Below are 24,099 nucleotides of genomic sequence, written 5' to 3'. Positions count from 1 at the left end.
TCATGTTTACAGGGATCATTGAAAGTCTAGGCACTGTTGAAAGCCTGCAAAATGTCGGTGGTGACGTGCGTTTACGCATTGGTACGGATCTCGATATGTCAGATGTACATTTAGGTGACTCGATTGCCACCAACGGTATTTGCCTCACGGTGATTGATTGGGGGGAGCATTGGTATGCTGCAGATGTTTCGCGTGAAAGTCTGAACCGAACCACACTGGGTAGTTGGAAAGTGGGGCAACGGGTCAATGTAGAAAAGGCGATGTTGCCAACCACACGCTTTGGTGGACACATTGTGTCAGGGCATGTCGATGTGGTGGGTGAAATTACCGTTGTACGTGAAGATGCACGCTCGCTGTATTTTGAAGTCACAGCACCGCCTGAAATTGCCCGTTATTTGGCAGAAAAGGGTTCGATTACAGTTGATGGCATTAGTTTGACCATTAACCATTTACGTGGGCATATTTTGAGTCTCAATTTAATTCCGCATACGGCGGAACGAACCAATATTGCAACGTGGAAGTCAGGCAGTAAAGTGAACCTTGAAGTAGATGTGTTAGCACGCTACATCGAACGCCTGATGATGGGTGATAAAGCAGCTGAAACTACCCCACAATCTAAAATTAGTTTAGACTTTTTGGCACAAAATGGTTTCTTGAAATAGAAAAATCGTTTAGATTGCAGCAAGAATAGACAAAAGATGAGCTCCCTATTTTGCCAAAATGAGGGAGTTTTTATTTTGAAATGAATAGGTAAGCAATTGAGTATGATGAAAGATAGTACGCAGTTTATTGCACGGATACGTGACAATGATTGATTTTTTTCTCCATCTAGAACAATTATTGCCCGTACTACTTGCAGAATACGGCCTTTGGATTTATGCGATTCTTTTTCTGATTATTTTTGCAGAAACGGGTTTCGTTTTTATGTTCTTTTTGCCTGGTGACAGTTTATTAATTGCCATTGGCGCACTGTGTTCAAGCTCAGATTTAATTCACATCCATACCATGGGTAGTTTGATGATTATTGCTGCGGTATTGGGCTATAGTGTCAATTATTATACGGGCCAAAAACTAGGCTTCAAGTTTGCACATCAACATTCACGTTGGTTGAAACCTGAATATATGGTGAAAACCAATCAGTACTTCCTAAAGCATGGTGGTAAAACCATTTTAGTAGCACGTTTCATTCCTTTTGTCCGTTCGTTTGCTCCTTTTGCAGCAGGTGCAGGACATATGAGTTTGAGTAGTTTTATGTGGTACAACGTCACAGGTGGTTTGATTTGGATCACCAGTTTGTTGGCGATTGGTTATGGTGTGGGTAACACTTTATCGTTCATGGTCGGGGTATTCGCTTAACGACTAACAATGGAGAGCGTGATGCAGACATAAAGAAACTCACCGAAGTGAGTTTACATGAATGGGTCACTTATTCGGCAGTGTTGGATACCACCTCATCTGAAAAATTTGAGTTTTTCAGAATATAATCAATTTCTTCTTGTGCCGCAGCTTTCAGCTTGCTGCGGTAGGCGGTCACAGATTCCTCAATTAAGGTTTCTGCTTCAAGTTCCAAGCGTAAACGGACACTTTCAAGTTCAGATAAAATCTGTGCATCGTTAATGCTGAGCTTCGCTTTGGCATAATCCAGTGCGTGCTCAGGTGTTTTTTCATAGCGTGCAGTATAGTTTGAAATTTCCTGATCAACGCTTTGTCGCATGACATTCAACGCTTGCGTTTGCTCATTAAACTGACGAATTTCATCTTTTTTCAGGCTTTCAGCATAAGCTTCCTGTGCAGCACGTTTATCTGCCAGGGATTTTTCCAACGCTTCTTGCTTACGAATTCGCGCTTCTTCAATCAGCTGTGCTTTCAGGTCAGCATAGGCTTGCTCAATTTTTTGGGTAGAGACGGCTTGAGCGCTTTGGTCTTGTTCAATCCAACTGTGTAAACCTGTTTCAGGTTTGAGTACATCACAGACGCGACTCAGGTCATCAATAAAGGCCTGACGAACAGCATCAGGGACATTTAACCAGCGCTGTTTAAAATCTGGACCAACATTCAATGCCACTACGCATCTCCTTATGTCAACGGTGGAAAGGTTTAGAGCTTGAAGGTTCGAGCTTCCACACCTAAACGTCGATACTGTTTAAATTTTTCACGACCTTGTTGTTTGGCCGACTCGTTATTTTCAATAATTTCTATAATGTGGCTAAATTTTTCGAACTGTTCAATAGCTCGATCGTTAAAATTGAACACAATCCAATCGGATTGTTCGGGCAGTTGGCCTGAAATACAGATTCGAGCCTCAATTTGATCAATGCCATGCGGAATAAAGCTTGTACGATCAAAACTCCACAACCGTTCATCTAATTGCTGCTGTCGTTCAGTGTCACTTGCATACAACCAGATTCGCTCTGGTTGGCGCAAGATTTTTCGGCATAAACGACAAGCACTTTCGACTTGTCGTTCAGGACTTTGTTCAAACAGGTAAAAGCTAATATTAGCCATTAGATTGCGCACGATTGGCTAAGAATTGCATCAGTAAAGGCACTGGACGCCCTGTTGCACCCTTATTGGCGCCCGAATTCCATGCTGTACCTGCAATGTCTAAGTGCGCCCAACGGTAATCACGGGTGAAGCGTTGCAAGAAGCAAGCCGCCGTCACAGCACCAGCTTTAGGCCCGCCAATGTTGGCAATATCGGCAAATGGGGAGTCGAGTTGTTCTTGATAATCATCAATCACCGGCATGCGCCAGACGCGGTCAAAGCTGTTTTGACCTGCGTTGGATAATTCTGCTGCTAATTCATCATCAGGAGTAAACATTCCTGTGAGTACAGAACCGAGTGCAACGACACAAGCACCTGTTAAGGTTGCAATATCAATCACCAGTTCGGGATTAAAACGTTTTACATAGGTCAAGGTGTCGCACAGCACCAAACGACCTTCAGCATCAGTATTTAAAATTTCAACGGTTTGGCCACTCATGGTGCTCACAATGTCACCTGGGCGCGTTGCCTTACCTGATGGCATATTTTCAGCCGCAGCAATCGTACCTACGACATGAATGGCTAAACCTGATTCACAAAGAGCCCGTAGGGTACCTAAAACCGAGGCAGCGCCACACATGTCGAATTTCATTTCATCCATGCCTGCACCTGGTTTGAGTGAAATACCACCTGTATCGAAAGTGATGCCTTTACCGACTAAGACCACAGGTGCCTCAGGGCGGTCTGCTTGATATTCAATCGTGATGATACGGCCTGGGCGATCTGAGCCTTTGCTCACTGCAAGGAAAGAGTGCATACCCAAGTCAGCCATTTGCTGTTCATCGAGGACATTAACGCGGAGCAGGTCAGGGTATTGAGCTGCTAGAGCTAAAGCTTGTTCAGCTAAATATTCAGGGAAGCAGATATTGCCCGGACGATTACCTAAGTCACGTGCAAAGCTTTGACCTGATTGCACTGCTTCAATCAATTTGAGCTGTGCATCATTCAGTGTCGAGTTGGTTGCAATGAAGCTAATGTGTTCAAGCACAGCCTCTGTTTTTTTCGATTTGAATTCGTCAAAAGCATACGCTGCTTGCGTCAAGCTTAGGGCAAATAAATAATGCAATTCGGTTGGGAGGGCTGAAAGATCAATACTGATGTGTTTGAATTTTTTTTGTGAAGCTTTGATAATAGTTTGTGCAACTTTAGCCAGTTTTGCTGTTTGTAATTCAGCAGCTTTACCAATTCCTAACAATGCTGCATTTGGGCTTGTTGGGATTTGAGCAATGAGGCTTAAGGTTTCATTGAAAGCGGCTTTAAACTGAGCTGCCTCAACTAAGTTGTTTAAATCATTAATTTGATAACTATTTGTAAGCTGTTGAGTGTTTTCAGAATCTACTAATATCAACAAAAATTGGCTAGACGTATTCTCTGCGAATGACGTATTAATAGAGAGTTTCATAAGTTTTATTTAAGCCTTATAAAGTTTGAAAATGATTAAACCACTGAAACATTAACATGAATAGAGTTGCAAAGTGCAACAAGAGTACAGGTTTTATATTTTCACTATTCGGGTAAACTAGCGCTAGTTTTTATTCACCTATTTTTGGAAGCATTAATTTGATTATTCGGCGTTATCTGGTCAAACAAGTGGTGTCGACATCCTTGGTTGTGATTGCCTTATTGACCTTGATCATGATGGGCGGTCGTTTGATCAAGTATTTTGGTGTAGCCGCACAAGGTCGCTTGGATGCAGGTATTTTATTTAGCATTATTGGCTATCGTTTGCCTGAATTTTTAACGCTCATACTTCCTCTAGGCTTCTTCATTGGTTTGATGCTGGTGTTTGGTCGTTTATATGTCGATCATGAAATGGCGGTACTTAATGGTAGTGGGGTTAGTCGTAATCAGTTAGGACGGCTTCTGATTCCACTTACGGTGGTTTATCTTGCTGTCCAAGCAATTTTAATGTTGTGGATGGCGCCGTGGGGTGTTCGTCAATTTGAACAACTCACCACCAGTCAGGCAGTACGAACAGGGTTTGATCTGGTTCGTCCTAAAGAGTTCATTTCATCTGGCCCTTATACTATTTATGCAGGTGATTTGTCGGAAGACCGCAAGAATCTCAAAGATATTTTCTTTTATCAGCGTGCTGAAAAAGAGGGTAAGCCTGATGTCATGATTTTGGCCAAAGAAGCCACACGTGTTGAAATTAAAAATGATCCTGCCAATGTGGTGGACTTGGTACAGGGTCGACGTTATGAAATTTATCCAGGACAGCCGCGTTATACGCAAGCGGAGTTTCAGTCTTATCGTCTACGCTTAGAAAATGATAAAGAAGCGAAGTTTGAAAGTGCTGATGTTGAAGCACTGTCTACTGTGAAACTTTGGGATAATCGTAATGATCCTGTCGTGGCGAGTGAATTGGGTTGGCGTATTTTTGTGCCTTTTGCGATTGTGGTCGCATTGATGCTTGCTGTAGCTTTATCTGAAGTGAGTCCACGTCAAGGGCGTTATTTAAAGCTGTTTCCAGCATTACTGATTTTTGCCAGTCTGATTGTGGCGTTAATGGCCATTAAAACTCGGGTCAGCAAAGAAGAAATGGGCATTTGGGCTTATCCACTGATTTTGGTGATTTATGCGATTGCAGCAGCACTGTTTTCTCGTAAACAAAAGCTTGCACCCAAAATTAAGAAAACATTACAACGAGCGGGGTCTTAATCATGTTCGCACGTCGTATAGTCGCAAAACATGTGACCAAAACCACCGCGATGGCAATGATAGGTGCCACAGCCATTTTATCAGTTCTACAAATTCTGTTTACTTATTTAGGTGAGTTAGGCTCTCTCAAAGATGGGTATGGGGCGTTGGATGCTTTACGCTACGTCCTATGGGGGGCACCACAATATTTGTATGAAATTCTGCCGATTGCAGCACTGATTGGTTCTGTATTGGGCTTGGGCACTTTGGCATCGAACAGTGAGCTGATAGTGATGCGCTCTGTTGGTGTGAGTCTTTGGCGGATCGTCGGTTGGGTGATTCGTTCAGCATTGATTTTAGTGGTGCTGTCTTTTGCTCTAAGTGAATGGGTGATTCCCTATACCAATGAGCAAGCCAAAAGTGTGAAAAGTCATCGAACTGCTGCTGAGTTGGGCGAAGTCCGTGGTTATTGGACGCGAGAAGGGCAACGCTTTATTTATGTCGATTATGCCAACTCTCAAGGTCAATTGAAAAATGTGCAAGTGGTCGACTTTGATCGGGATGCCCGTTTAAAAGGGGTATTGAATGCCGAACAGGGGCAATTTGTACAAGATGGCCGTTGGATTTTACAGAATACTGCACAAGTCGATTTGCTGGAAACGGGGAATGCGTCTTTACAAAAAGCAACTGAGATGCCTTTGGCCTTAGCTTTACAACCGAAATATGTACATATGGTGACTATTGATCCTGAAGATCTATCACCGAGTCAATTGGTTAGTTTCATGAGTTATATGCATGAATACAGCCAAGTGCCTAAAACGTATCAGTTGGCTTTTTGGCAGAAAGTGGCCTCTCCATTTGCTTTAATTGCCTTGGTGTTGATTGCGTGTTCCTTTATTTTTGGTCCACTTCGCCAACAGTCGATGGGCTTTCGTTTGGTGATTGCACTGTTTACAGGTTTAGGATTCTTTTACCTACAAGACTTCTTGGGGTATGCAAGTTTGGTGTATTCACCATCACCTGCGTGGTTTGTTTTTGTGCCGATCTTATTGATGTTTACAGCAGGCGGTTATTTATTACAACGTGCGCGTTAACTGTACGATATTGAAGAAAACAATGCGAATGATGGTGTTAAACCATCATGCCTGCATAGAGTCTTGACCGAAAATTCGGTAAGATATAGCGATTAATTTGTAGACAAAAAAGAGTGTTTATTATGGCGGATGCAACTGCTGGCAAAATTCCTCACGTATTGGTGATTATGGATGGTGTGGGTCATCGTGAGGCGGTCGAAGACAATGCATTTTTAGCAGCAAATCGACCAAATTTAACAGCGATTGAAGCAAAGCATCCGCATAGCTTAATTTCAGGCTCTGGTGAAGACGTCGGCTTACCAGATGGTCAAATGGGCAACTCTGAAGTGGGTCATATGAACTTGGGCGCAGGGCGTGTGCTCTATCAAGACTTTACCCGAATCACCAAAGACATTCGCACAGGTGCTTTTTTTGAGCATGAAGTGTTGGTCGATGCTGTTGAAAAAGCCAAAGCAGCGGGTGGTGTGGTACACATCATGGGCTTGTTGTCTGAAGGTGGGGTACATTCACACGAAGATCATATTGTGGCTATGGCTGAACTTGCGTTAAAACGTGGTGCAACCGTGTACCTTCATGCCTTCTTAGATGGTCGTGATACGCCGCCACGCAGTGCTCAACCCTCTTTAGAAAAATTAGATGCATTGTTTGCTCAATATCCAAATCAAGGACGTATTGTCAGCTTGATTGGTCGTTATTTTGCGATGGATCGTGACAATCGTTGGGACCGTGTAGAGCAAGCTTATCGCTTACTCACAGAGTCTGAAGCTACACGTACTGCGGCTACGGCAGTTGAAGGTTTGGAACTGGCTTATGCGGCTGATGAGTCGGATGAGTTTGTCAAAGCAACACGTATTGGCGATGCTGTGAAAGTTGAAGATGGTGACAGTATTGTCTTTATGAACTTCCGTGCCGACCGTGCACGTGAGATCACTAAAGCGTTTGTTGAAAAAGATTTTGCAGGTTTTGCACGTAAAGTCGTACCCAACTTATCGAAATTTGTCATGTTGACACGTTACCAAGCCAGTATTGATGCGCCTGTAGCGTATATGCCTGAAGCATTGAAAAACTCGATTGGTGAATATCTTTCAGACCTTGGCAAAACCCAATTGCGTATTGCTGAAACTGAGAAATATGCACATGTGACGTTTTTCTTCAGCGGTGGCCGTGAAGATGAATATCTGGGTGAAAAACGTATTTTGATTCCTTCACCGAATGTTGCGACTTATGACCTCAAGCCAGAAATGAGCGCATATGAAGTAACCGATGAATTGGTGGCTGCGATTAACTCAGGCGAGTTTGATCTGTTGGTGGTGAACTATGCCAATGGCGACATGGTTGGCCATACGGGCGTGTTTAATGCTGCGGTGAAAGCAGTGGAAGCCGTTGATTTATGCTTAGGCCGTGTCTATGAAGCGGTGATGGCACAAAAAGGTCATATGTTAATTACGGCTGACCATGGTAATGTTGAACAAATGCAGGATTATCATAGCGGTCAGGTACATACTCAGCATACCACAGAGCTCGTGCCGTTCATTTATGTAGGACCAACGCAAGCAACCATCGCTGAAGGTGGCGTATTGGCTGATGTCGCACCAACGCTACTCAGCTTAATGCACATTCCTGTTCCTACAGAAATGCAAGGTCGTAACTTAATTACATTAGACGTATAAATCAATTTGGGTGGATAAATGGCAAAAGCATCGTGGACTTCAATAGGTGTAATGATTGCTTTAGGTTTTGCTTTGATCCACCCAGTGGGTGCTGTTGCAAAAACAGCGACTGCACCTGCTTTTGATGATGAATTGGAACAGGGCTATGTTGAGGTTCCAATAGAATCCATTCAACAATTTGTGCAAATTTATGGTTTAGTCAAAGATAATTATGTGGCTGAACGCAGTGATGATGCTCTTTTTCAACAGGCCATTAAAGGCTTGGTCGGCGGTTTAGACCGTTATTCCCGCTATTTATCACCGCAAGAATATAAGCAGTTGGTGCAATATACTGAAGGAGATTTGGCTTCGGTAGATTTTGGTTTAGTATTTGATTCCCGCTTACAACAATGGCTGATACGTGGGCTGAAACCTGATTCAGACTCGAGCAAATTGGGTTTAAAAAATGCAGATGCCATTTTTAAAATAGATGATCAGGAATTACATAAGCTCAGCCATACTCAGGTGAATGATTTACTCAGTGGTGCCATCGGCAGTACGGTGAGCCTTCAGTTGAAAGCTAATTCTGTTCCAATCAATGTGGTGAGAACCCGAAAGGTTGAAACAGATATTCAGTCTCAGTTATTGAACAACCAAGTATTGGTGCTGAAAGTTCGTGTTTTCCAACAAGATACCGCCAACGAAATTCAACAGTTGATTGAAGAACACCATTCGTCGCGTCTAAAAGCAGTGTTGATTGATCTCAGGAATAACCCGGGAGGATTGTTGTCTGCTGCAGTGGAATCTGCTGATCTATTTTTAAATCAAGGCGTCATTGTTTCAACGAAAAGCCGCTCTGAGGGTGATCAGCAGTTTCAGGCCTTACCAAGCTTTGAGTTTCAAAACTTGAAAGTAGGAATTTTAATCAATGATCGCTCTGCATCAGCGGCAGAAGTATTTACTGCGGCGCTCAAGGAACATGGGCGAGCATGGGTGATTGGTGAGAAAAGTTATGGCAAAGGGGTCGTGCAGAAACTTTTTCCACTGTCCAATGGTGCAGCTTTGCAAATGACCGTGTCTCACTATTACACGCCAACTGGTCAGATGATTGAAGGGGTAGGAATTGCGCCAAATCAGGTTTATCCAATGCCACACGAACTCAAAGACGAAAGCTATGTTGAACATGTGGCAGAGATTTTAATTAACCGTCGTTAAGTCTTTAAACGGAATCGTCTTCACCATCGAGTCCGAATTTCTTCAAGCGATAACGTAAAGAACGGAATGACATGCCGAGCTTTTTAGCCGCCAGTGTTCGGTTCCAGTGGGTGAGATTGAGTGCATTCATCAAAATTTCTTTTTCAATTTTTTCTAAATACAGCTCTAAGCCTTCTTCAGGTAATTTGCGTGAAGGCACAGGGCTAAGTTGATCAGTACCAATCGCACCCTGTTGTGTGGCATTAGTATAGTTGGCCTGTGCAATCGGTCGCAGTGGGGCGGTTTGCAAGTGCGGTAAGTCAATACTGCTTTCATCACTTAAAGTGATGGCACGTTCCATCATATTGCGCAGTTCACGCACATTGCCCGGATAATATTGGGCCAATAAAAACTCACGTGCACGTTCACTTAGGGTTTTGACCGGGATGTCCCACTCTTGACAGATTTTCTGAATGAAATGCTGTGCCAAAAGAATAATGTCATTACCGCGCTCACGTAGGGCAGGCAGTACAATGTCCATAACATGGATGCGGAAATATAAGTCCTGACGGAATTTACCTTGTTGTACTAAGGCTTCAAGGTCTTGGTGGCTGGCACTAATCACACGGAAATCGACATCAATTTCGGTATCGCTACCAATGGGACGAATACGCTTTTCTTGTACTGCACGTAAGAGTTTGACTTGCATGGTTAGTGGCAGTTCTGCAATTTCATCTAAAAATAGACTGCCACCATGTGCAGAAAGGATCAGGCCTTGTTTGTCTTGGGTTGCCCCTGTGAAACTACCTTTACGATGTCCAAATAGTTCACTTTCCATCAGTTCTGTCGGGATAGCACCACAGTTGATGGCAATAAATGGCCCTTCATTACGGTTACTCAGGCGATGTACCAAATTGGCTACCACTTCTTTACCAGTTCCTGATTCACCTGTAATAAAGACAGGGGCTTGTGAACGGGCAATTTTTTTCAAGGTCACACGAAGCTGTTGAATAGGAAGGGATTGACCAATTAACAGTTTGTGTTCAAGCGTATCTTCTTGAATATGTAGCTGGCTGATAGGCTGGTTAAAGGCTTTTTGTAAAAGTTGCTCTAAATGCTTTTGGTTGATTGGTTTACTGACAAAATCAAAAGCACCCGCTTTTAATGCGGCAATCGCGACATCCATGTTGCCATAAGCAGTTAATACAGCTACAGGTAGATTAGGATAATTTTGAGCAATAAAATCCACCAGCGTTAATCCATTACCATCGGGTAAATTCAAATCTGTCAGACAGGCATCATATTGATGTGTTTTAAGTGCTTGAACAGCCTCCTGTAAGCGATAGGCAATATGCGTATCAATCCCCATTCGACTTAAAGACATTTGCATCAGTGTACATAAGTCTTGTTCATCATCCACCAATAAGACAAGTGGTTTTTTTTCCACGCTTAACCCCGAAAATTACACGTCATTGTTTATACGAGGGCATTCAATCCGAAAGCATGCCCCTATTTTTTGTTCTACATAGTATAGCTTAGCTTGGTTGGCTTCGCAGAAACTATGGGATAAATATAATCCTAAACCAGTTCCATTGATTGAGGTACTGAAAAACGGTTGAAACAAGGTAGTTTGATCCTGAGTGGCGACCCCGTCTCCAAAATCGCAAACCTCAATGTGAACAAGGTTTTTATAGCTATAGACGCGAATTTGAATATGTTCAGCTTCCGTTGCATTATGCCGGATGGCATTTCGAATCAGGTTGATCAGCACTTGTCTCAGTTGTTGTTCGTCGAACTGAATATAAGCTTGATCTGAAATACGGCAGTCAATTTGCTCTTTGACATCGGGCAAATCTTCAATGATAAAACGTTCTAAAAAAGCTGCGACATCAATTAAAGTCGGATAGGTTTCTTTACTTCGTGCCATGCTCAGTGTGTCGCCGATAATTTTATCAATCCGTGAAGCTTGTTTGGCAATCATGTTATGCAATAGTTCTTGTTGTGGGCCATTGACTTGCATCAGTTCATTGGCTTGAGTGATGGCTGCCAAAGGATTGCGAATTTCATGTGCAATGCTGGCAGAAAGTTGGCCCAGTGCAGCCAGTTTGAGTTGTTGTACGCGTTGATTAATTTTCTGTGCGTCTTGCAGCACAAATAAAGTCAGCGTTTGATTCGGGACTTGTAGTTTTTGAATTTCGATTTGAATTTGAAAGCGACTCAACTGTGATTTAAATTGGAATTTTTCCCCATTTTTCAGTTGGTCGAATTTGAGTAGCTCGAATAAATCAGGTTGTGCTTTATACAAAGGGTATTTGTCATTGGCATAAATCGGAGAAATACCCAAGAGTGCACATGCTGCAGGGTTACTGAGTACAATATGGCAGTTTTCATCGAGAACCAAATAACCCAGCTCGGTTTGCTCAAGAATATAACGGTTAATATTTTGCAGTTGATCTAATTCTTGAGATTGGTAAAAGTTTATGTTTTCAAGGAATTGGAAGCGTCGAACAGCAATTTGACCTGACCCATACACCACAAAAAATAAAAAGGCGAGCACTGCACTGTTGCCAATGGTGTTGAGTGAACTAATTGAAAATAATGTCCCAATAAAATGCTGATAAACCAGTGTAATCACTGCGATCAAAGTAATGATGAGCGCTTTTTGTTTATCCACCAATAAGGAAGAGGCAAAAATCGTGATCACAAATAGTAAACTTAATTGTAAGTTAGGGCCATCTGTGGCGAAGGTGAGTAAACTGAGACTGACAACATCGACAATGAACAGTAAGGTAAGCTGAAGCGGAATATGTGTCCGTATATTCTTGAGGCTCAGGAGCTGAAAAGCACTGATAAAAATAAAGCCAATCAGTACATAGCGATATAGTGCTGGATACTGGTAGTTTGAAAACAGTTGCGCATAGGTCAGTAAAAATACCAGCAGTAAACAACAGCCAATAAACAGTCGATACGACGCATACCAAATGCCTAAGCGGTATTGGTTGAGTTGAATATTGCTATTGTGTCGAGCCATGTCGGTCTTTAGTGAGCAGACATTAGGGTTTGATCAGCCCGTAACGAATCGCTAAGTGAGTGAGTTTTACATCGCTGTCGATGTTGAGCTTTTCAAAAATGCGATAACGATAGGTATTGACTGTTTTTACACTGACAAAAAGTTTATCAGAAATTTCCTGCGCACTGATGCAATTCACCACCATCATCGCGACCTGCATTTCACGTTCAGACAAGGCATCAAAAGGTGACGTCTGTGTATCGGATAGATAAGAACTGGCCAGTTGCTCAGCAATATCAGCACTGAAGTATTTACCGCCTTGCATCACTTTATTGATGGCACGAACCATTTCAGTTACAGGTGCGCCTTTGGTAATGTAACCTTTAGCCCCAGCTTTGAGTAATAACGATGGATAAGGCTCTTCCGCTAAACCGCTGACGGCTAAAACTTTAGTGTCAGGTGCGGTTTGTAGTAAACGGCGTGTCGTTTCTACCCCACCAATCCCAGGCATGTTGACATCTAATAAAACGACATTCGGATGATGTTGACGAACAAGGTTAATGGCTTCTTCACCAGATTCAGCTTGGCCAATGACTTGAACATCGGCATGGTCCTCGAGCATTCGACAAATCCCTGTACGCACTAACTCATGGTCATCTACTACTAAAACTGTGATCACCTAGCACTTCCTCACTATAAAAACCATATTTTTTGTTACATAAAGCAAAATAAGCTTGCAATGAAACGACAAAATTAGCAATCCTATTCTTAGGCTTATTTGAAAAGATATGCGCACTGTTGATGGCAATGCTATTCGCATTGTGTACAAATGTAAGGCAATGGGCGTGGATACGCAAATGTATCTTATGGGTTATGAAGTTGAGTGAATAAAAGTGAAAAAATCAAATAAATTTTTAATGCATCTATTGGGATGGTCAATTGTAATGACCAGTAGTACCCATAGCTTTGCAGACTTGGTGGTCAACCCGGGTTCGGGATCGAGCCAAGCAACTATGAGTTGGTCTGCTGCGGATGCAGAACAGCTTCTTAATGATCAGATGATGGAAGATCCTGAGGAGTACGCTCCGCAGGGTTCAACAAAAGTCACCACCAGTATTCGAAGCTCAAATGGCGTTGTTACCAATAGCACAGCTAAAACTGCACAAATTTTCGATACATCGAAATATTCTAACCAGCCAACTGTCAATGCACGTGCGGCATTAGTCATGGATGGCAATACTGGGGAGGTGCTGTACAGTAAAAACAGTAATACTGCGCTGCCGATTGCGTCCATTACCAAACTGATGACCGCGGTGGTGATTTCAGATGCACGCTTAAATATGTCTGAGAACATTACTTTACAGCAAGCAGACTTTTCGTGTTCAGGCTGTAAAAGTTCAAGTTCATCTCTACGTGCGGGTGATAGTATGAACCGTGCAGAGGCTTTGTTATTTGCTTTAATGAAATCAGAAAATCCTGCAGCATCAGCACTTGCTCGGACTTATCCAGGTGGACGTTCAGCTTTTGTTGCTGCGATGAATGCCAAAGCAAAATCTTTGGGCATGAATTCAACGCATTATATGGAGTCAACAGGTTTACATCCGGGTAATGTGGCTTCAGCACGTGACTTGGGTATTTTGGTTAATGCCGCATCACAATATGGTCTGATTCGTCAGTTCTCAACCACAGCAAGCTATGATTTTAACTTGGGTTATCGTGTATTAAAATCAAATAATACCAATGCCTTAGTTCGTAATGGTGGCTGGAATATTAATATTTCAAAAACAGGTTTCATTAATGAAGCTGGTCGTTGTGTGGTGATGCATACCACTTTAAATAACCGTCCAGCAGTGGTGGTATTATTGGGCGCGGACTCCTCTGCAGCACGTACCAATGATGCAACGCGCCTAATGAACTGGGCAAGTCAATTACCAAAACGTATTTAACCTGACTTTGTTTTTGTTCACTCAACAACAAAAATTGAGTCACAAAAAAGCCCTGCATATGCAGGGCTTCTTCTTTTAACTCAGCTTACATATTCGACAAAATTGAATCACGAACTTGTTCTAAAGTTGCATCAATTGAAAGCATAACTGCGTCAGAACATTGCTTGATCGCAGTATCAGGATCTTTTAGACCATTACCTGTCACGGTACAGACAATCACAGAACCTTCTGCAATTTTACCGGCTTTGATGTCACGGATTGCGCCACCAATAGATGCTGCAGAAGCAGGTTCTACAAAGACACCTTCATACATTGAAAGTAAACGCTGTGCTTCTAAAATTTCTGCATCAGTCAGTTCGTCAAACCAACCTTGAGAGTCACGAACCACTGCTTTCGCATGGTTCCAGCTTTGTGGGTTACCAATACGAATTGCTGTTGCAACTGTTTCAGGGTTTTCAACGGGTGCACCACGTAAGAAAGGTGCAGCACCTGCTGCTTGGTAACCCACCATGGTTGGTAGGCCTTCAGGTTTTGGACCTGTGAATTGATCAGTTTCAGCATTGTAAATCACTTGCTCAAATTGATCTGCAGGTTGATTGGCAACTGCTTCGGTATAACCCATCCAGTGTGCAGTAATGTTTCCTGCGTTACCTACTGGTAGGCAGTGGTAATCTGGTGCACGACCTAACTCATCGACGATTTCATAAGCAATGGTTTTTTGACCTTGCAAACGGTATGGGTTGATTGAGTTGACGATGGTTACTGGCGCTTTATCTGCAATTTCTTTAACCAGACGCATACCGTCATCAAAGTTACCGCGAATTTGCATGGTGATCGCACCATACATCATCGCTTGTGCCATTTTACCCATGGCAATTTTGCCTTCAGGGATTAAAACGAATGCTTTGATGCCAGCACGTGCAGCATAAGCTGCTGCCGCTGCAGAGGTATTCCCTGTAGATGCACAAATAATCGCTTTTGAGCCTTCTTCAACGGCTTTGGTGACTGCCATGGTCATACCACGGTCTTTAAATGAACCAGTCGGGTTTAAGCCCTCGTACTTCACATAAATTTCAACATTTTTGCCAATTAAACGTGGAATGTTCTCAAGTTTAATCAGTGGCGTATTACCTTCACCCAAAGAAATAGCGCGAGTAGTTGCAGACACTGGTAAACGGTCGCGATAACGGTCAACTAAACCAGTATAACGATTGGCATTCGACATGATGATGTTCCAATTGTGTGTAGAGCTTGGTGAGGGGAGAACAAGCGCCTTTCCCTCAACCCGATTAATTATCAAGCGATTCTAAACGAATTCGCACGATTTCGCCATGAATGACGGGTAAGGCTTGAATTTGAGCAAGAGCCTCATCCATTTTTGATTCTTTGACTGGATCAGTCAAAATCACGATTGGAATCAGGTCTTTTAAGCGAGATTGCTGCATGATGGCATCAATACTAATACCAGCACGGCTTAGAATTGTGGTGACATCGGCCAAAACACCTGTTTGATCTTCAGCATTAATACGGATGTAGTAGCCTGTGGTCATTTCTTCACGTGGCAGAATAGGTAAGTCTGCTAATGCTTCAAAAGCCAATTGCGGAATTGTTCCTGCACCATCTTCGGTATAAGAAATGTCACGGACAATATCAATCACGTCTGCAACCACGGCAGAAGCAGTTGGGCCTGCACCTGCACCTGCACCGTAATACAATGTTGGGCCGACAGCATGTGCTTGAACCAATACGGCATTCTTCACACCGTTCACATTGGCAATCAATTGCTCTTCAGGAATCAACGTTGGATGTACACGGAGTTCAATGCCGTTTTCAGCACGACGGGCAATACCCAAGTGTTTGATGCGGAAACCCAGTTCTTCAGCATATTTTACATCTTGCGCAGTGACCTTGCTGATGCCTTCTGTAAAGACTTTATCGAATTGAAGCGGGATACCAAAGGCAATAGATGCCAATAGTGTCAGTTTGTGTGCAGCATCAATTCCTTCAACGTCAAAGGTTGGATCTGCTTCGGCATAGCCGAGTTCCTGTGCTTCTTTGAGCACATCTGCAAAAGCACGACCTTTTTCACGCATTTCAGTCAGGATGAAATTTCCTGTCCCGTTGATAATACCTGCTAACCAGTCTATACGGTTGGCAGCTAAACCTTCACGCATGACTTTAATAATCGGAATACCGCCTGCAACTGCAGCTTCATAGGCGATTTGCACCGCATTGTCATCTGCTAGTTTGAACAGCTCATTGCCATGTTCAGCCAGTAAGGCTTTGTTTGCTGTAACGACTTGCTTACCGTGAAGAATGGCTTCCTTAATCACTTCATAAGCAGGGTGGATGCCACCCATAACTTCAACCACAACGTCGACATCAGGTTGACGCACAATATCTAACAAATCTGAGCTTTGTTTAATACTTGGATCAAGCTCTAAATCTGGACGTGGACGACGTGTGCCGACATAGGTAATTTGAATTTCTCGACCGGTGCGACGTTTAATCTCAGCAGCATTTTCTTTTAGTAGTTTAAGGGCACCACCACCCACAGTACCAAGACCGAGGATTGCCAGACGAACTGGTTTCACGTCACACTCCAATTTACTTATAAATATTAAATCAAGCTTAGATCATAGCTAAAAAAACTGTGAGACTCTAGGAAAGAAATAACTTTATGTTTAACTATAAATATTAGTTAAATAACAAATAAAAATTAGTTATTTAAGTCGATTTAATAATTCACTTGGTGTCAAATAGCCACCGAGATATTCACCATCTTCGTTATAAATCGCAGGCGTACCATTTACACCCATGTTTAGACCTAATTGGTATTGATCCCGCACTGGATTTTTACAAGTTGCAGGTGGCAGTTGAACACCTGAAATGGCTTGATCAAACGCAGCTTGACGGTCTGCACTACACCACACGCTTTCCATAGCAGGCATGAACTGCTCGCCACGTGGCCATGCAATGTAACGCACCTCGACACCTTGAGCTGTGATTTCAGGGATGTGCTCATGCAGTTTATGGCAGTAGGGACAACTGGCATCGGTAAAGACATAAACCACATGTTTGGTCTTGCCTTTGGCTTTATAAACCAGTAGATCTTCAGTTTTCAGTTCTGCTAATAGCTTTTTATTGGCCTCAGCCTGTAGGTTATCACTAACATTGTGGAGGGTTTTATCGCCTAAGCGAATCACATCCCCTTGGATAATATATTTGCCGTCTGCTGTGGTATAGACAGAACTCATTCCTTCAAGATTCACCCAAAATAGGTTGGGTACTTCGGTGGCTTTAATATCAATGATTTTGGCATTGATGTTGGCTGTTTTGAAATGCTTTTGAAGCGTGTCAATTAAACGTTGTTTCGCATTGCGTTCCGACAATGTCGATGCTTCACCCGTGGCCGGAGCGCTTGCTGTTAAAGAGTCTTGTTTTTTTTCTTCAGTATTGTTTGAACATGCTGTGACCAGAACAGAGGAGGCAAGGACACAGGCAATGAACAATGGCTTACGGGTAAATAACATAGATAACCCTTTTTCTTTTGACTTTATAAAAACAGAGCGCCAAGCATAACAAAAAAAGCAGAAGACTCGGTAATACTTCGTAGCCTTCCTGCTAAAAATAGTCTTCCATGCATATTTGTTAATGGCTTTAAGCACGTGGATGATGCATGGCATGCAGTTGCTGCATACGCACTTGTGCGACATGGGTATAAATTTGTGTTGTCGACAGATCACTGTGTCCTAGGAGCATTTGTACCACACGCAAGTCCGCACCGTGGTTGAGTAAATGGGTTGCAAAAGCGTGGCGTAAGGTGTGTGGCGAGAGTTCTGCTTGAATCCCTGCTTGTAAGGCATAGCGTTTAATGGCGTACCAAAAATTTTGCCGACTCATAATGCCCCCATGTTGAGTGAGAAACAGATAGTCGGTTGCAGATTTATATAACTGTGGGCGAGACTCTTGCAGATATTTCTCGACCCATTCCACTGCGATTTGCCCTAAAGGCACCAGTCGTTCTTTATTGCCTTTACCTGTAATTCTTAAATAGCCTTGTTTTAAATTGATTAAGTCTAGGCGGAGGTTCAGTAGCTCAGATACACGTAGCCCACAAGCATACAATACTTCAAACATGGCACGATCACGCAGTCCGAGAGCGGTTTCAATATCGGGTGCTTGAATCAGGGCATCGACATCTTGTTCAGATAAATCTTTAGGCAGTGCGCGGCCAATTTTGGGCGTTTTATGCAGTGCGACGGGGTTGTCGGAGCGTAGTTTTTGTTCCCGTAAAAACTTAAAAAAAGAACGCATGGCGGATAGACAGCGCGCAATTGAACGTGGACTTTTGCCTTGTTTCGTAAGTGCCAGTAAAACATCAGCGATATCATCACTGCTCCATTCGGGCATGCTCACAGCACAGCACTCACTACATTGTAGTAAGTCGGAAAGATAAGCATTTCGCGTATGCGGACTGACAGTTTGTGCAATGAGGTAATCTTTAAAGCCATGTAAAAAGCTGAGCTGGGTTGGAATTTGAACAGGCGCAGGTATACGCGGTTTTTTATTTAGCATAACTTTTCAGCACATCAGCAAAAAATACAAAACAATGATTGGGGTTTATTCAATGTAGTGTAATCATTCTCGCTTGTCGATGTGTTATAACAGATGCGAATCATTATCGAATCTGATTTGGTAATTATTCTCATTTGTTTGTATACTGTTCAAAATATTAAAGGGTTGGATGCGGTGCGTTTATCTGATTTAAAAGTCAAACAAACTGCCATCATTAGCAAAGTGAATCGTACTTTGGATGGCGAAGCTCAGACTGACTTGGTGGCTAGTCGTCTTGAAACACTAGGATTTGTTGCAGGTACTAAAGTACAGGTGATTACCAAAGGCGTTTTTGGAGGCGATCCCATTTTAATCCAAGTGGGTTTTACACGTTTCGCCCTAAGAAAAGTTGAAGCTGAAAAAATTGAAATTCAAGTCGAAGGAGCACCTAGATGAGTGATGCCTTGCGTGTTGCCCTTGTAGGTAATCCTAACTGCGGTAAAACTTCGTTATTTAACCATCTGACTGGAACCCGTCAAAAAGTCGGCAACTATGCGGGTGTAACGGTTGAACGTAAAGTTGGTCAGTTTAGTTTGCCTTCAGGTCAAGCAGTTCGCGTCTTGGACTTGCCAGGGACGTATAGCTTAGATGCGACCAGCCCTGATGAAATGATTACCCGTGACGTGGTGATGGGGAAAATTGCTGATGAAGGTCAGCAAGATGCTTTCTTGTGCGTTGTTGACGCAACCAACCTCAAACTTCATCTTGGTTTAGTGATTGAATTGATTGCATTGGGTCGTCCAATGTTAATCGTTTTAAACATGATGGATGAAGCGCGTCGCCGTGGGATGCAAATTAATACCCAAAAGCTTTCTGAGCGTTTGGGTGTGCCCATTGTTGAAACCGTTGCAGTACGTAACTCGGGTATTGAAAGTCTCCTCAGTGCTTTAGAGCAGGGCAAATATGCTGTGCCTTATACTGAGTTGACAGGTTTAAAAGGTGATACGGCGCATCAGAAGGTTGAGAATGTATTGCACGATGTGGTGCAGTATGTTGATGAAGAAGACAAACGAACAGATTTTCTGGATAAAATTTTCTTGCATCCTGTTCTCGGTTTAGTCAGCCTCGCTGTGATGATGTTTATTATTTTCCAAGCGGTTTTTGCTTGGGCAGCGCCGTTTATGGATGGGATTGAAACTTTCTTTGGCTGGTTGGGTGAAACCGCAGGTGGGGTGATTAGTCAACCTTTACTCAACAGTTTGGTGGTGGATGGAATCATCGCAGGTGCAGGTGGTGTGGTGGTATTTTTGCCACAGATTCTGATTCTATTCTTCTTTATTTTAGTGTTGGAAGAATCAGGTTATTTGCCACGTGCTGCATTCTTGCTGGATAAACTGATGTATAAGGCAGGTCTTTCAGGACGTGCCTTTATTCCACTCTTGTCTAGTTTTGCTTGTGCGATTCCGGGCATCATGGCTTCACGAACCATCAGCGATCCCCGTGACCGTTTGACCACGATTTTTGTTGCACCGTTGATGACTTGCTCAGCACGGTTGCCTGTATATGCATTATTGATCGCAGCATTCATCCCCAATCAAACCGTTTGGGGCTTGTTTAACTTACAAGGCTTGGTGTTGTTCGCTTTATATATGGCAGGGATTGTGAGTGCACTGTGTGTATCTTTCGTTCTGAAATTCTTCCAGAAAGACAAGTCACAACATATGTTGATGATGGAGTTACCAAGCTATCGTTTCCCTGACTTGAAGAATATTTGGATTGGTTTACTTGACCGTGCCAAGATCTTCTTACGTCGTGTAGGTGGTATCATTTTCGCCTTGTCTATTTTGCTGTGGTTCTTGTGTACTTTCCCGCAAGCCCCTGAAGGCGCGACTTTACCTGAAATTGATTATTCATTTGCAGGGATGCTTGGTCATTTACTGCAACCGATTTTTGCGCCACTGGGCTTCAACTGGCAGATTTGTATTGCTTTGATTCCAGCCATGGCGGCCCGTGAAGTGGTGGTGGCAGCTCTAGGTACGGTATATGCCTTATCTGCTGTCGATGATGATGCTATGTCACAAGGCTTGGCTTCACTGATCAGTAGTGGTGGTGAGCTCGGTTGGTCGGTAGCGACTGGACTATCTTTACTGGTGTGGTTTATTTATGCACCGCACTGTTTGGCTACCTTAGCGACGGTCAAACGTGAAACAGGTTCATGGAAAACCGTGAGTTTTATGACCATTTACTTGTTTGGTTTGGCTTATTTAATGTCATTCCTGACCTATCAAATTGCAACGCACTATTTGGGCTAATCAGTGTAAATAGGCGAGGAGATTGAGATGATTGAAGTTCTAATTGTTGCTGCTCTAGTGATCTGGAGTGCGGTGGTGGTGTTTAAGAAAGTATTTCCTCAGACATCAGGTTCAGTTTTCACATCCTTGGCGGAGCTATGTGAAGCACGCGGTTGGACGCGTTTAGCAGCGTGGTTAAAACCTGCGATGTCTGGTGGGTGTGGTGGAAATTGTGCCTGCCCAGCGACAGAAGACAGCAGTGCGAAAAAGTCTGAAGTTCAGGCGGTGAAGTGGAAATAAAACGATTTTTACTCACAAATAAAAAAGCCGTCCGATAGGGACGGCTTTTTTACGCACTGACACAAAAAAAGTGCGGGAAAGTCAAAACAGAAAAAGCATTCAAAACAGCAAAGTGCTAACATTTCCGCAGATAAATTTCAGACCAAGCATGGGGCGAAAATGTTAATACAACGTGGTGGACTTAAGGTCGTTGCAGGACTCGGTATTTCAGGTGTTGCAGCGGTCAATTTTTTACATAACCAAGGCTACCGCGTTGCAGTAACGGACTCTCGATCGACCCCGCCCGGTCATGACCAAATTCCAGCAGAGGTACAAACCAGTTTTGGTCAGTTTGACGCAGAGCTGTTGTTGTCTGCTGAAGAAATCATTATTAGTCCTGGGCTTGATCCGAAACTACCTGAAATTCAAGCTGCGATTGCCAAAGGCATTCCCGTAGTGAGTGAGATTCAAATCCTACGCCGTGCAACCGATAAACCGATTATGGCGATTACAGGCTCTAATGCAAAAAGTACCGTGACGACCTTAATTGGTCTGATGGCTGAACATGCAGGTGTGAAAGTCGCGGTGGGAGGCAATCTTGGCCGTCCAGCTTTAGACTTAACCAAGGATGATCCAGACCTATATATTTTGGAGTTATCCAGCTTTCAGTTAGAAACCACATCAAATTTACAGGCTGAGGTTGCGGTGGTGCTGAATATGAGTGAAGACCATCTTGACCGTCATGGCGATATGATGGGTTATCACACCGCGAAGCATCGTATTTTCCAAGGTGTGAAAAAAGTTGTTCATAACCGTGATGACTCGCTCACTCGTCCTTTGGTACCTGATGCTACACCAATGCAAAGCTTTGGTTTAAATGCTCCTGATATGAATCAGTACGGTGTGTTAAGAGATGATGATGGTACGATTTGGTTGGCTCGTGGCCGCACACGGTTATTGAATAGTGCAGAGATGTATATTCAAGGCACACACAATGTTGCCAATGCTTTAGCCTGTTTAGCTTTGGGTGAAGCGATTAATCTTCCGCTTGAGTCGATGTTGGAAACGCTGAAAAGCTTTAAAGGCTTAGAGCATCGCTGTGAGTTTGTGAAAGACGTTGAGGGTGTCCGTTACTATAATGACTCTAAAGGAACCAATGTCGGCGCAACTTTAGCTGCAATTGATGGCTTAGGTGCAGCAATTGCGGCCAAAGGTGGCAAAGTTGCGATCATTTTAGGTGGTCAAGGTAAAGGGCAAGACTTTAGTGCCTTACGTGAAGCTTTGAGCAAATATGTGAAAGTGGCGGTATTGATTGGTGAAGATGCAGTATTGATTGAAAAAGCCGTGGCAGGAACAACGACTTTACTGCATGCTGACACTTTAGAGCAGGCGGTTACACTTTGCCAACAACATACCCAAGCCCACGATGTCGTGTTATTGTCACCTGCATGTGCAAGTTTTGATATGTTCAGTGGTTACCCACAGCGCGGACATCAGTTTGTCGCTTGTGTGCAAGAACTCCACTAAAAATAATAAGGAAATTGAGATGGCTGAGTTTGCTCAGACAACGATCAATAAAATTAACCAGTTTTATAGCCGTTGGGCGCCACGTGTACCCAGTGAAGTGACACCGCGTAATGTATTGATCTTTTGTGTGATAGCGTTGTTGTGTTTAGGCTCGATCATGGTAGCTTCGGCTTCTATGCCGTATGCTGAACGCCTTCATGAGAATTCATTCCACTACGTATTGCGTCATGGGATTTCCATTGTTGTGGCGGGTGTTTTAGCCTACGCCGTCTACCGAATACCACTCAATGTCTGGTTTAACAATACTTTTCCGTTGTGGATCTTAACCATTTTACTGCTGGCCGCGGTATTGGTTGTTGGTACAGAGGTGAATGGTTCGACCCGCTGGATTCGTGTTGCGGGCTTCACCTTGCAGGCCTCTGAGGTTGCCAAAGTAATGATGGCGATTTTCACGGCGGACTATGTGGTACGCCGTGCTGAAGAGGTAAGGAACAACATCAAAGGCTTGATTCGTCTCGGCATCATTATGCTGTTGACGGTGGGTTTGATTATTGCGGAGCCTGACTTAGGTGCAACCGTAGTGATTAGCTTGATGATGCTCGGCATCTTCTTTCTTGCTGGCGCACCCCTCATTCAGTTTGGTATGGCTTTTGGTGCAATCTTTGCGGCCTTTGTCTTTTTGATTGTGTTTGAGCCTTACCGTTTTGAGCGCTTAATGTCGTTTTCTAACCCTTGGGAAGACCCACTAGGTACAGGCTATCAGCTTTCCAATGCCTTGATGGCCTTTGGGCGTGGTGAGTGGTTTGGTGTAGGGCTTGGGCATAGCGTGCAGAAAATGGCGTATTTACCAGAAGCTCATACTGACTTCATGCTGGCTATTTTAGGTGAAGAGTTTGGTTTTTTCGGAATTACGACAGTCTTAATTCTGTCCTTTACCATGTTGGTATGTTGTATCAAAATTGGTCATCGTGCACTGAAAAACCAGTACCTGCGTGCGGGGTATTTGGCTTATGGGGTGTCGATTATTTTCTTACTGCAAATTTTGGTCAATGCAGGTATGAATATGGGGATGCTCCCAACCAAAGGTCTAACCCTGCCTTTCATTAGTTATGGCGGTTCATCACTGATTATGTGTGCAGTGATGATTAGTTTGATTTTAAAAATTGATGCCAGCACACAAAGCACTAACCCAACGAAAGAAGAATCAAGCTTCTAAGCTTGATTCTTCTTTCATCATGTTATTTGCATACTGGACATGTTTTTTGTTATGCGAATAGCGTTTGAGCTGTTCCTGAATTCTGTTTTTCATCAGTGCATTTATCCCTCATGCTTTTATGATGGATATAACTGTAATGGTTTACATCAGTT

The 24,099-nt window shown here is 43.3% G+C and carries 22 protein-coding genes; 12 read left to right on the top strand and 10 right to left on the bottom strand.

The features are described 5' to 3' along the window. Nucleotides 1–2: 2 nt before the first annotated feature. Complete coding sequence (locus tag DPG01_RS08740) at nucleotides 3–662, top strand: riboflavin synthase (protein WP_110974820.1); 660 nt, start codon at nucleotides 3–5, stop codon at nucleotides 660–662. A 145-nt stretch (nucleotides 663–807) separates the two neighbouring features. Beyond that, complete coding sequence (locus DPG01_RS08735) at nucleotides 808–1,356, top strand: VTT domain-containing protein (protein WP_110974819.1); 549 nt, start codon at nucleotides 808–810, stop codon at nucleotides 1,354–1,356. Nucleotides 1,357–1,426: 70 nt separating this feature from the next. On the opposite strand, the gene DPG01_RS08730 is transcribed toward DPG01_RS08735, so the two are convergent. Genes DPG01_RS08730 through DPG01_RS08720 form a run of 3 tightly spaced genes read right to left on the bottom strand, consistent with a single transcriptional unit; the run spans nucleotide 1,427 to nucleotide 3,946 of the window. Then, entirely contained in the window at nucleotides 1,427–2,065 is a 639-nt protein-coding gene (locus DPG01_RS08730) for a hypothetical protein (RefSeq protein WP_110974818.1), read from the bottom strand. 32 nt (nucleotides 2,066–2,097) lie between these two features. Continuing rightward, on the bottom strand, nucleotides 2,098–2,505 hold the full coding sequence (locus tag DPG01_RS08725; RefSeq protein ID WP_110974817.1) for a DNA polymerase III subunit chi: 408 nt from the start codon (nucleotides 2,503–2,505) through the stop codon (nucleotides 2,098–2,100). Beyond that, nucleotides 2,498–3,946 carry a leucyl aminopeptidase gene (locus tag DPG01_RS08720; RefSeq protein ID WP_110974816.1) on the bottom strand — a complete coding sequence of 483 codons (1,449 nt, stop codon included), beginning with the start codon at nucleotides 3,944–3,946 and terminating at the stop codon, nucleotides 2,498–2,500. Before DPG01_RS08720 ends, DPG01_RS08725 begins: the two co-directional genes overlap by 8 nt. Nucleotides 3,947–4,104: 158 nt before the next feature. Here DPG01_RS08720 and lptF point away from each other — a divergent pair, with 158 nt between their 5' ends. The 4 genes from lptF (at nucleotide 4,105) to DPG01_RS08700 (ending at nucleotide 9,142) form a co-directional block, all read left to right on the top strand. Continuing rightward, complete coding sequence (lptF, locus tag DPG01_RS08715; RefSeq protein ID WP_086209777.1) at nucleotides 4,105–5,205, top strand: LPS export ABC transporter permease LptF; 1,101 nt, start codon at nucleotides 4,105–4,107, stop codon at nucleotides 5,203–5,205. A 2-nt stretch (nucleotides 5,206–5,207) separates the two neighbouring features. Next, nucleotides 5,208–6,278 (top strand): LPS export ABC transporter permease LptG, encoded by a 1,071-nt coding sequence (lptG, locus tag DPG01_RS08710; protein WP_110974815.1) that lies wholly within the window; start codon nucleotides 5,208–5,210, stop codon nucleotides 6,276–6,278. Between the two features lie 122 nt (nucleotides 6,279–6,400). Beyond that, nucleotides 6,401–7,948: a 2,3-bisphosphoglycerate-independent phosphoglycerate mutase gene (gene gpmI, locus DPG01_RS08705; protein WP_110974814.1), complete on the top strand. Its 1,548-nt coding sequence runs from the start codon at nucleotides 6,401–6,403 to the stop codon at nucleotides 7,946–7,948. An 18-nt stretch (nucleotides 7,949–7,966) separates the two neighbouring features. After that, on the top strand, nucleotides 7,967–9,142 hold the full coding sequence (locus DPG01_RS08700) for a S41 family peptidase (RefSeq protein WP_110974813.1): 1,176 nt from the start codon (nucleotides 7,967–7,969) through the stop codon (nucleotides 9,140–9,142). 4 nt (nucleotides 9,143–9,146) lie between these two features. On the opposite strand, the gene DPG01_RS08695 is transcribed toward DPG01_RS08700, so the two are convergent. From DPG01_RS08695 to DPG01_RS08685, 3 genes are all read right to left on the bottom strand, one after another. Then, entirely contained in the window at nucleotides 9,147–10,511 is a 1,365-nt protein-coding gene (locus tag DPG01_RS08695) for a sigma-54-dependent transcriptional regulator (RefSeq protein WP_416202564.1), read from the bottom strand. A 72-nt stretch (nucleotides 10,512–10,583) separates the two neighbouring features. After that, nucleotides 10,584–12,152, bottom strand: coding sequence for a sensor histidine kinase (locus DPG01_RS08690; RefSeq protein ID WP_086209772.1), 1,569 nt, complete (start codon nucleotides 12,150–12,152; stop codon nucleotides 10,584–10,586). A 22-nt stretch (nucleotides 12,153–12,174) separates the two neighbouring features. Further along, nucleotides 12,175–12,810, bottom strand: a complete 636-nt coding sequence (locus DPG01_RS08685) for a response regulator (protein ID WP_086209771.1) — start codon at nucleotides 12,808–12,810, stop codon at nucleotides 12,175–12,177. A 214-nt stretch (nucleotides 12,811–13,024) separates the two neighbouring features. On the opposite strand from DPG01_RS08685, the gene DPG01_RS08680 reads away from it, so the two are divergent. After that, nucleotides 13,025–14,077 (top strand): serine hydrolase, encoded by a 1,053-nt coding sequence (locus DPG01_RS08680; protein WP_139841364.1) that lies wholly within the window; start codon nucleotides 13,025–13,027, stop codon nucleotides 14,075–14,077. A gap of 85 nt (nucleotides 14,078–14,162) precedes the next feature. On the opposite strand, the gene thrC is transcribed toward DPG01_RS08680, so the two are convergent. From thrC to xerD, 4 genes are all read right to left on the bottom strand, one after another. After that, nucleotides 14,163–15,302, bottom strand: coding sequence for a threonine synthase (gene thrC, locus DPG01_RS08675; protein WP_058868731.1), 1,140 nt, complete (start codon nucleotides 15,300–15,302; stop codon nucleotides 14,163–14,165). A gap of 64 nt (nucleotides 15,303–15,366) precedes the next feature. Next, a complete protein-coding gene (locus tag DPG01_RS08670; RefSeq protein ID WP_086209769.1) occupies nucleotides 15,367–16,671 on the bottom strand; it encodes a homoserine dehydrogenase in 1,305 nt (434 codons plus the stop codon). A 129-nt stretch (nucleotides 16,672–16,800) separates the two neighbouring features. Then, nucleotides 16,801–17,610 (bottom strand): DsbC family protein, encoded by an 810-nt coding sequence (locus tag DPG01_RS08665; RefSeq protein WP_086209768.1) that lies wholly within the window; start codon nucleotides 17,608–17,610, stop codon nucleotides 16,801–16,803. Nucleotides 17,611–17,737: 127 nt separating this feature from the next. Continuing rightward, entirely contained in the window at nucleotides 17,738–18,655 is a 918-nt protein-coding gene (xerD, locus tag DPG01_RS08660; protein ID WP_086209767.1) for a site-specific tyrosine recombinase XerD, read from the bottom strand. Between the two features lie 174 nt (nucleotides 18,656–18,829). Here xerD and DPG01_RS08655 point away from each other — a divergent pair, with 174 nt between their 5' ends. The 5 genes from DPG01_RS08655 to ftsW all read left to right on the top strand — a co-directional run bounded on the left by DPG01_RS08655 (nucleotide 18,830) and on the right by ftsW (nucleotide 23,947). Continuing rightward, entirely contained in the window at nucleotides 18,830–19,090 is a 261-nt protein-coding gene (locus DPG01_RS08655; RefSeq protein ID WP_213033328.1) for a FeoA family protein, read from the top strand. Beyond that, entirely contained in the window at nucleotides 19,087–20,946 is a 1,860-nt protein-coding gene (feoB, locus tag DPG01_RS08650) for a ferrous iron transporter B (protein ID WP_086209765.1), read from the top strand. Before DPG01_RS08655 ends, feoB begins: the two co-directional genes overlap by 4 nt. Before the next feature lie 27 nt (nucleotides 20,947–20,973). After that, nucleotides 20,974–21,225: a DUF6587 family protein gene (locus DPG01_RS08645; protein ID WP_110974812.1), complete on the top strand. Its 252-nt coding sequence runs from the start codon at nucleotides 20,974–20,976 to the stop codon at nucleotides 21,223–21,225. 159 nt (nucleotides 21,226–21,384) lie between these two features. After that, the gene (murD, locus tag DPG01_RS08640) at nucleotides 21,385–22,731 is read left to right on the top strand and encodes a UDP-N-acetylmuramoyl-L-alanine--D-glutamate ligase (protein ID WP_110974811.1); all 1,347 of its coding nucleotides are present in this window, start codon (nucleotides 21,385–21,387) and stop codon (nucleotides 22,729–22,731) included. 19 nt (nucleotides 22,732–22,750) lie between these two features. Further along, entirely contained in the window at nucleotides 22,751–23,947 is a 1,197-nt protein-coding gene (gene ftsW, locus DPG01_RS08635; RefSeq protein WP_086209762.1) for a putative lipid II flippase FtsW, read from the top strand. Nucleotides 23,948–24,099 lie beyond the last annotated feature (152 nt).

The organism is Acinetobacter sp. WCHAc060042 (assembly GCF_003231195.1).
Classification (GTDB): Bacteria; Pseudomonadota; Gammaproteobacteria; order Pseudomonadales; family Moraxellaceae; genus Acinetobacter.
Note: the sequence above shows the minus strand (reverse complement) of the source record. Positions and strands in the feature narration are given on the sequence as shown.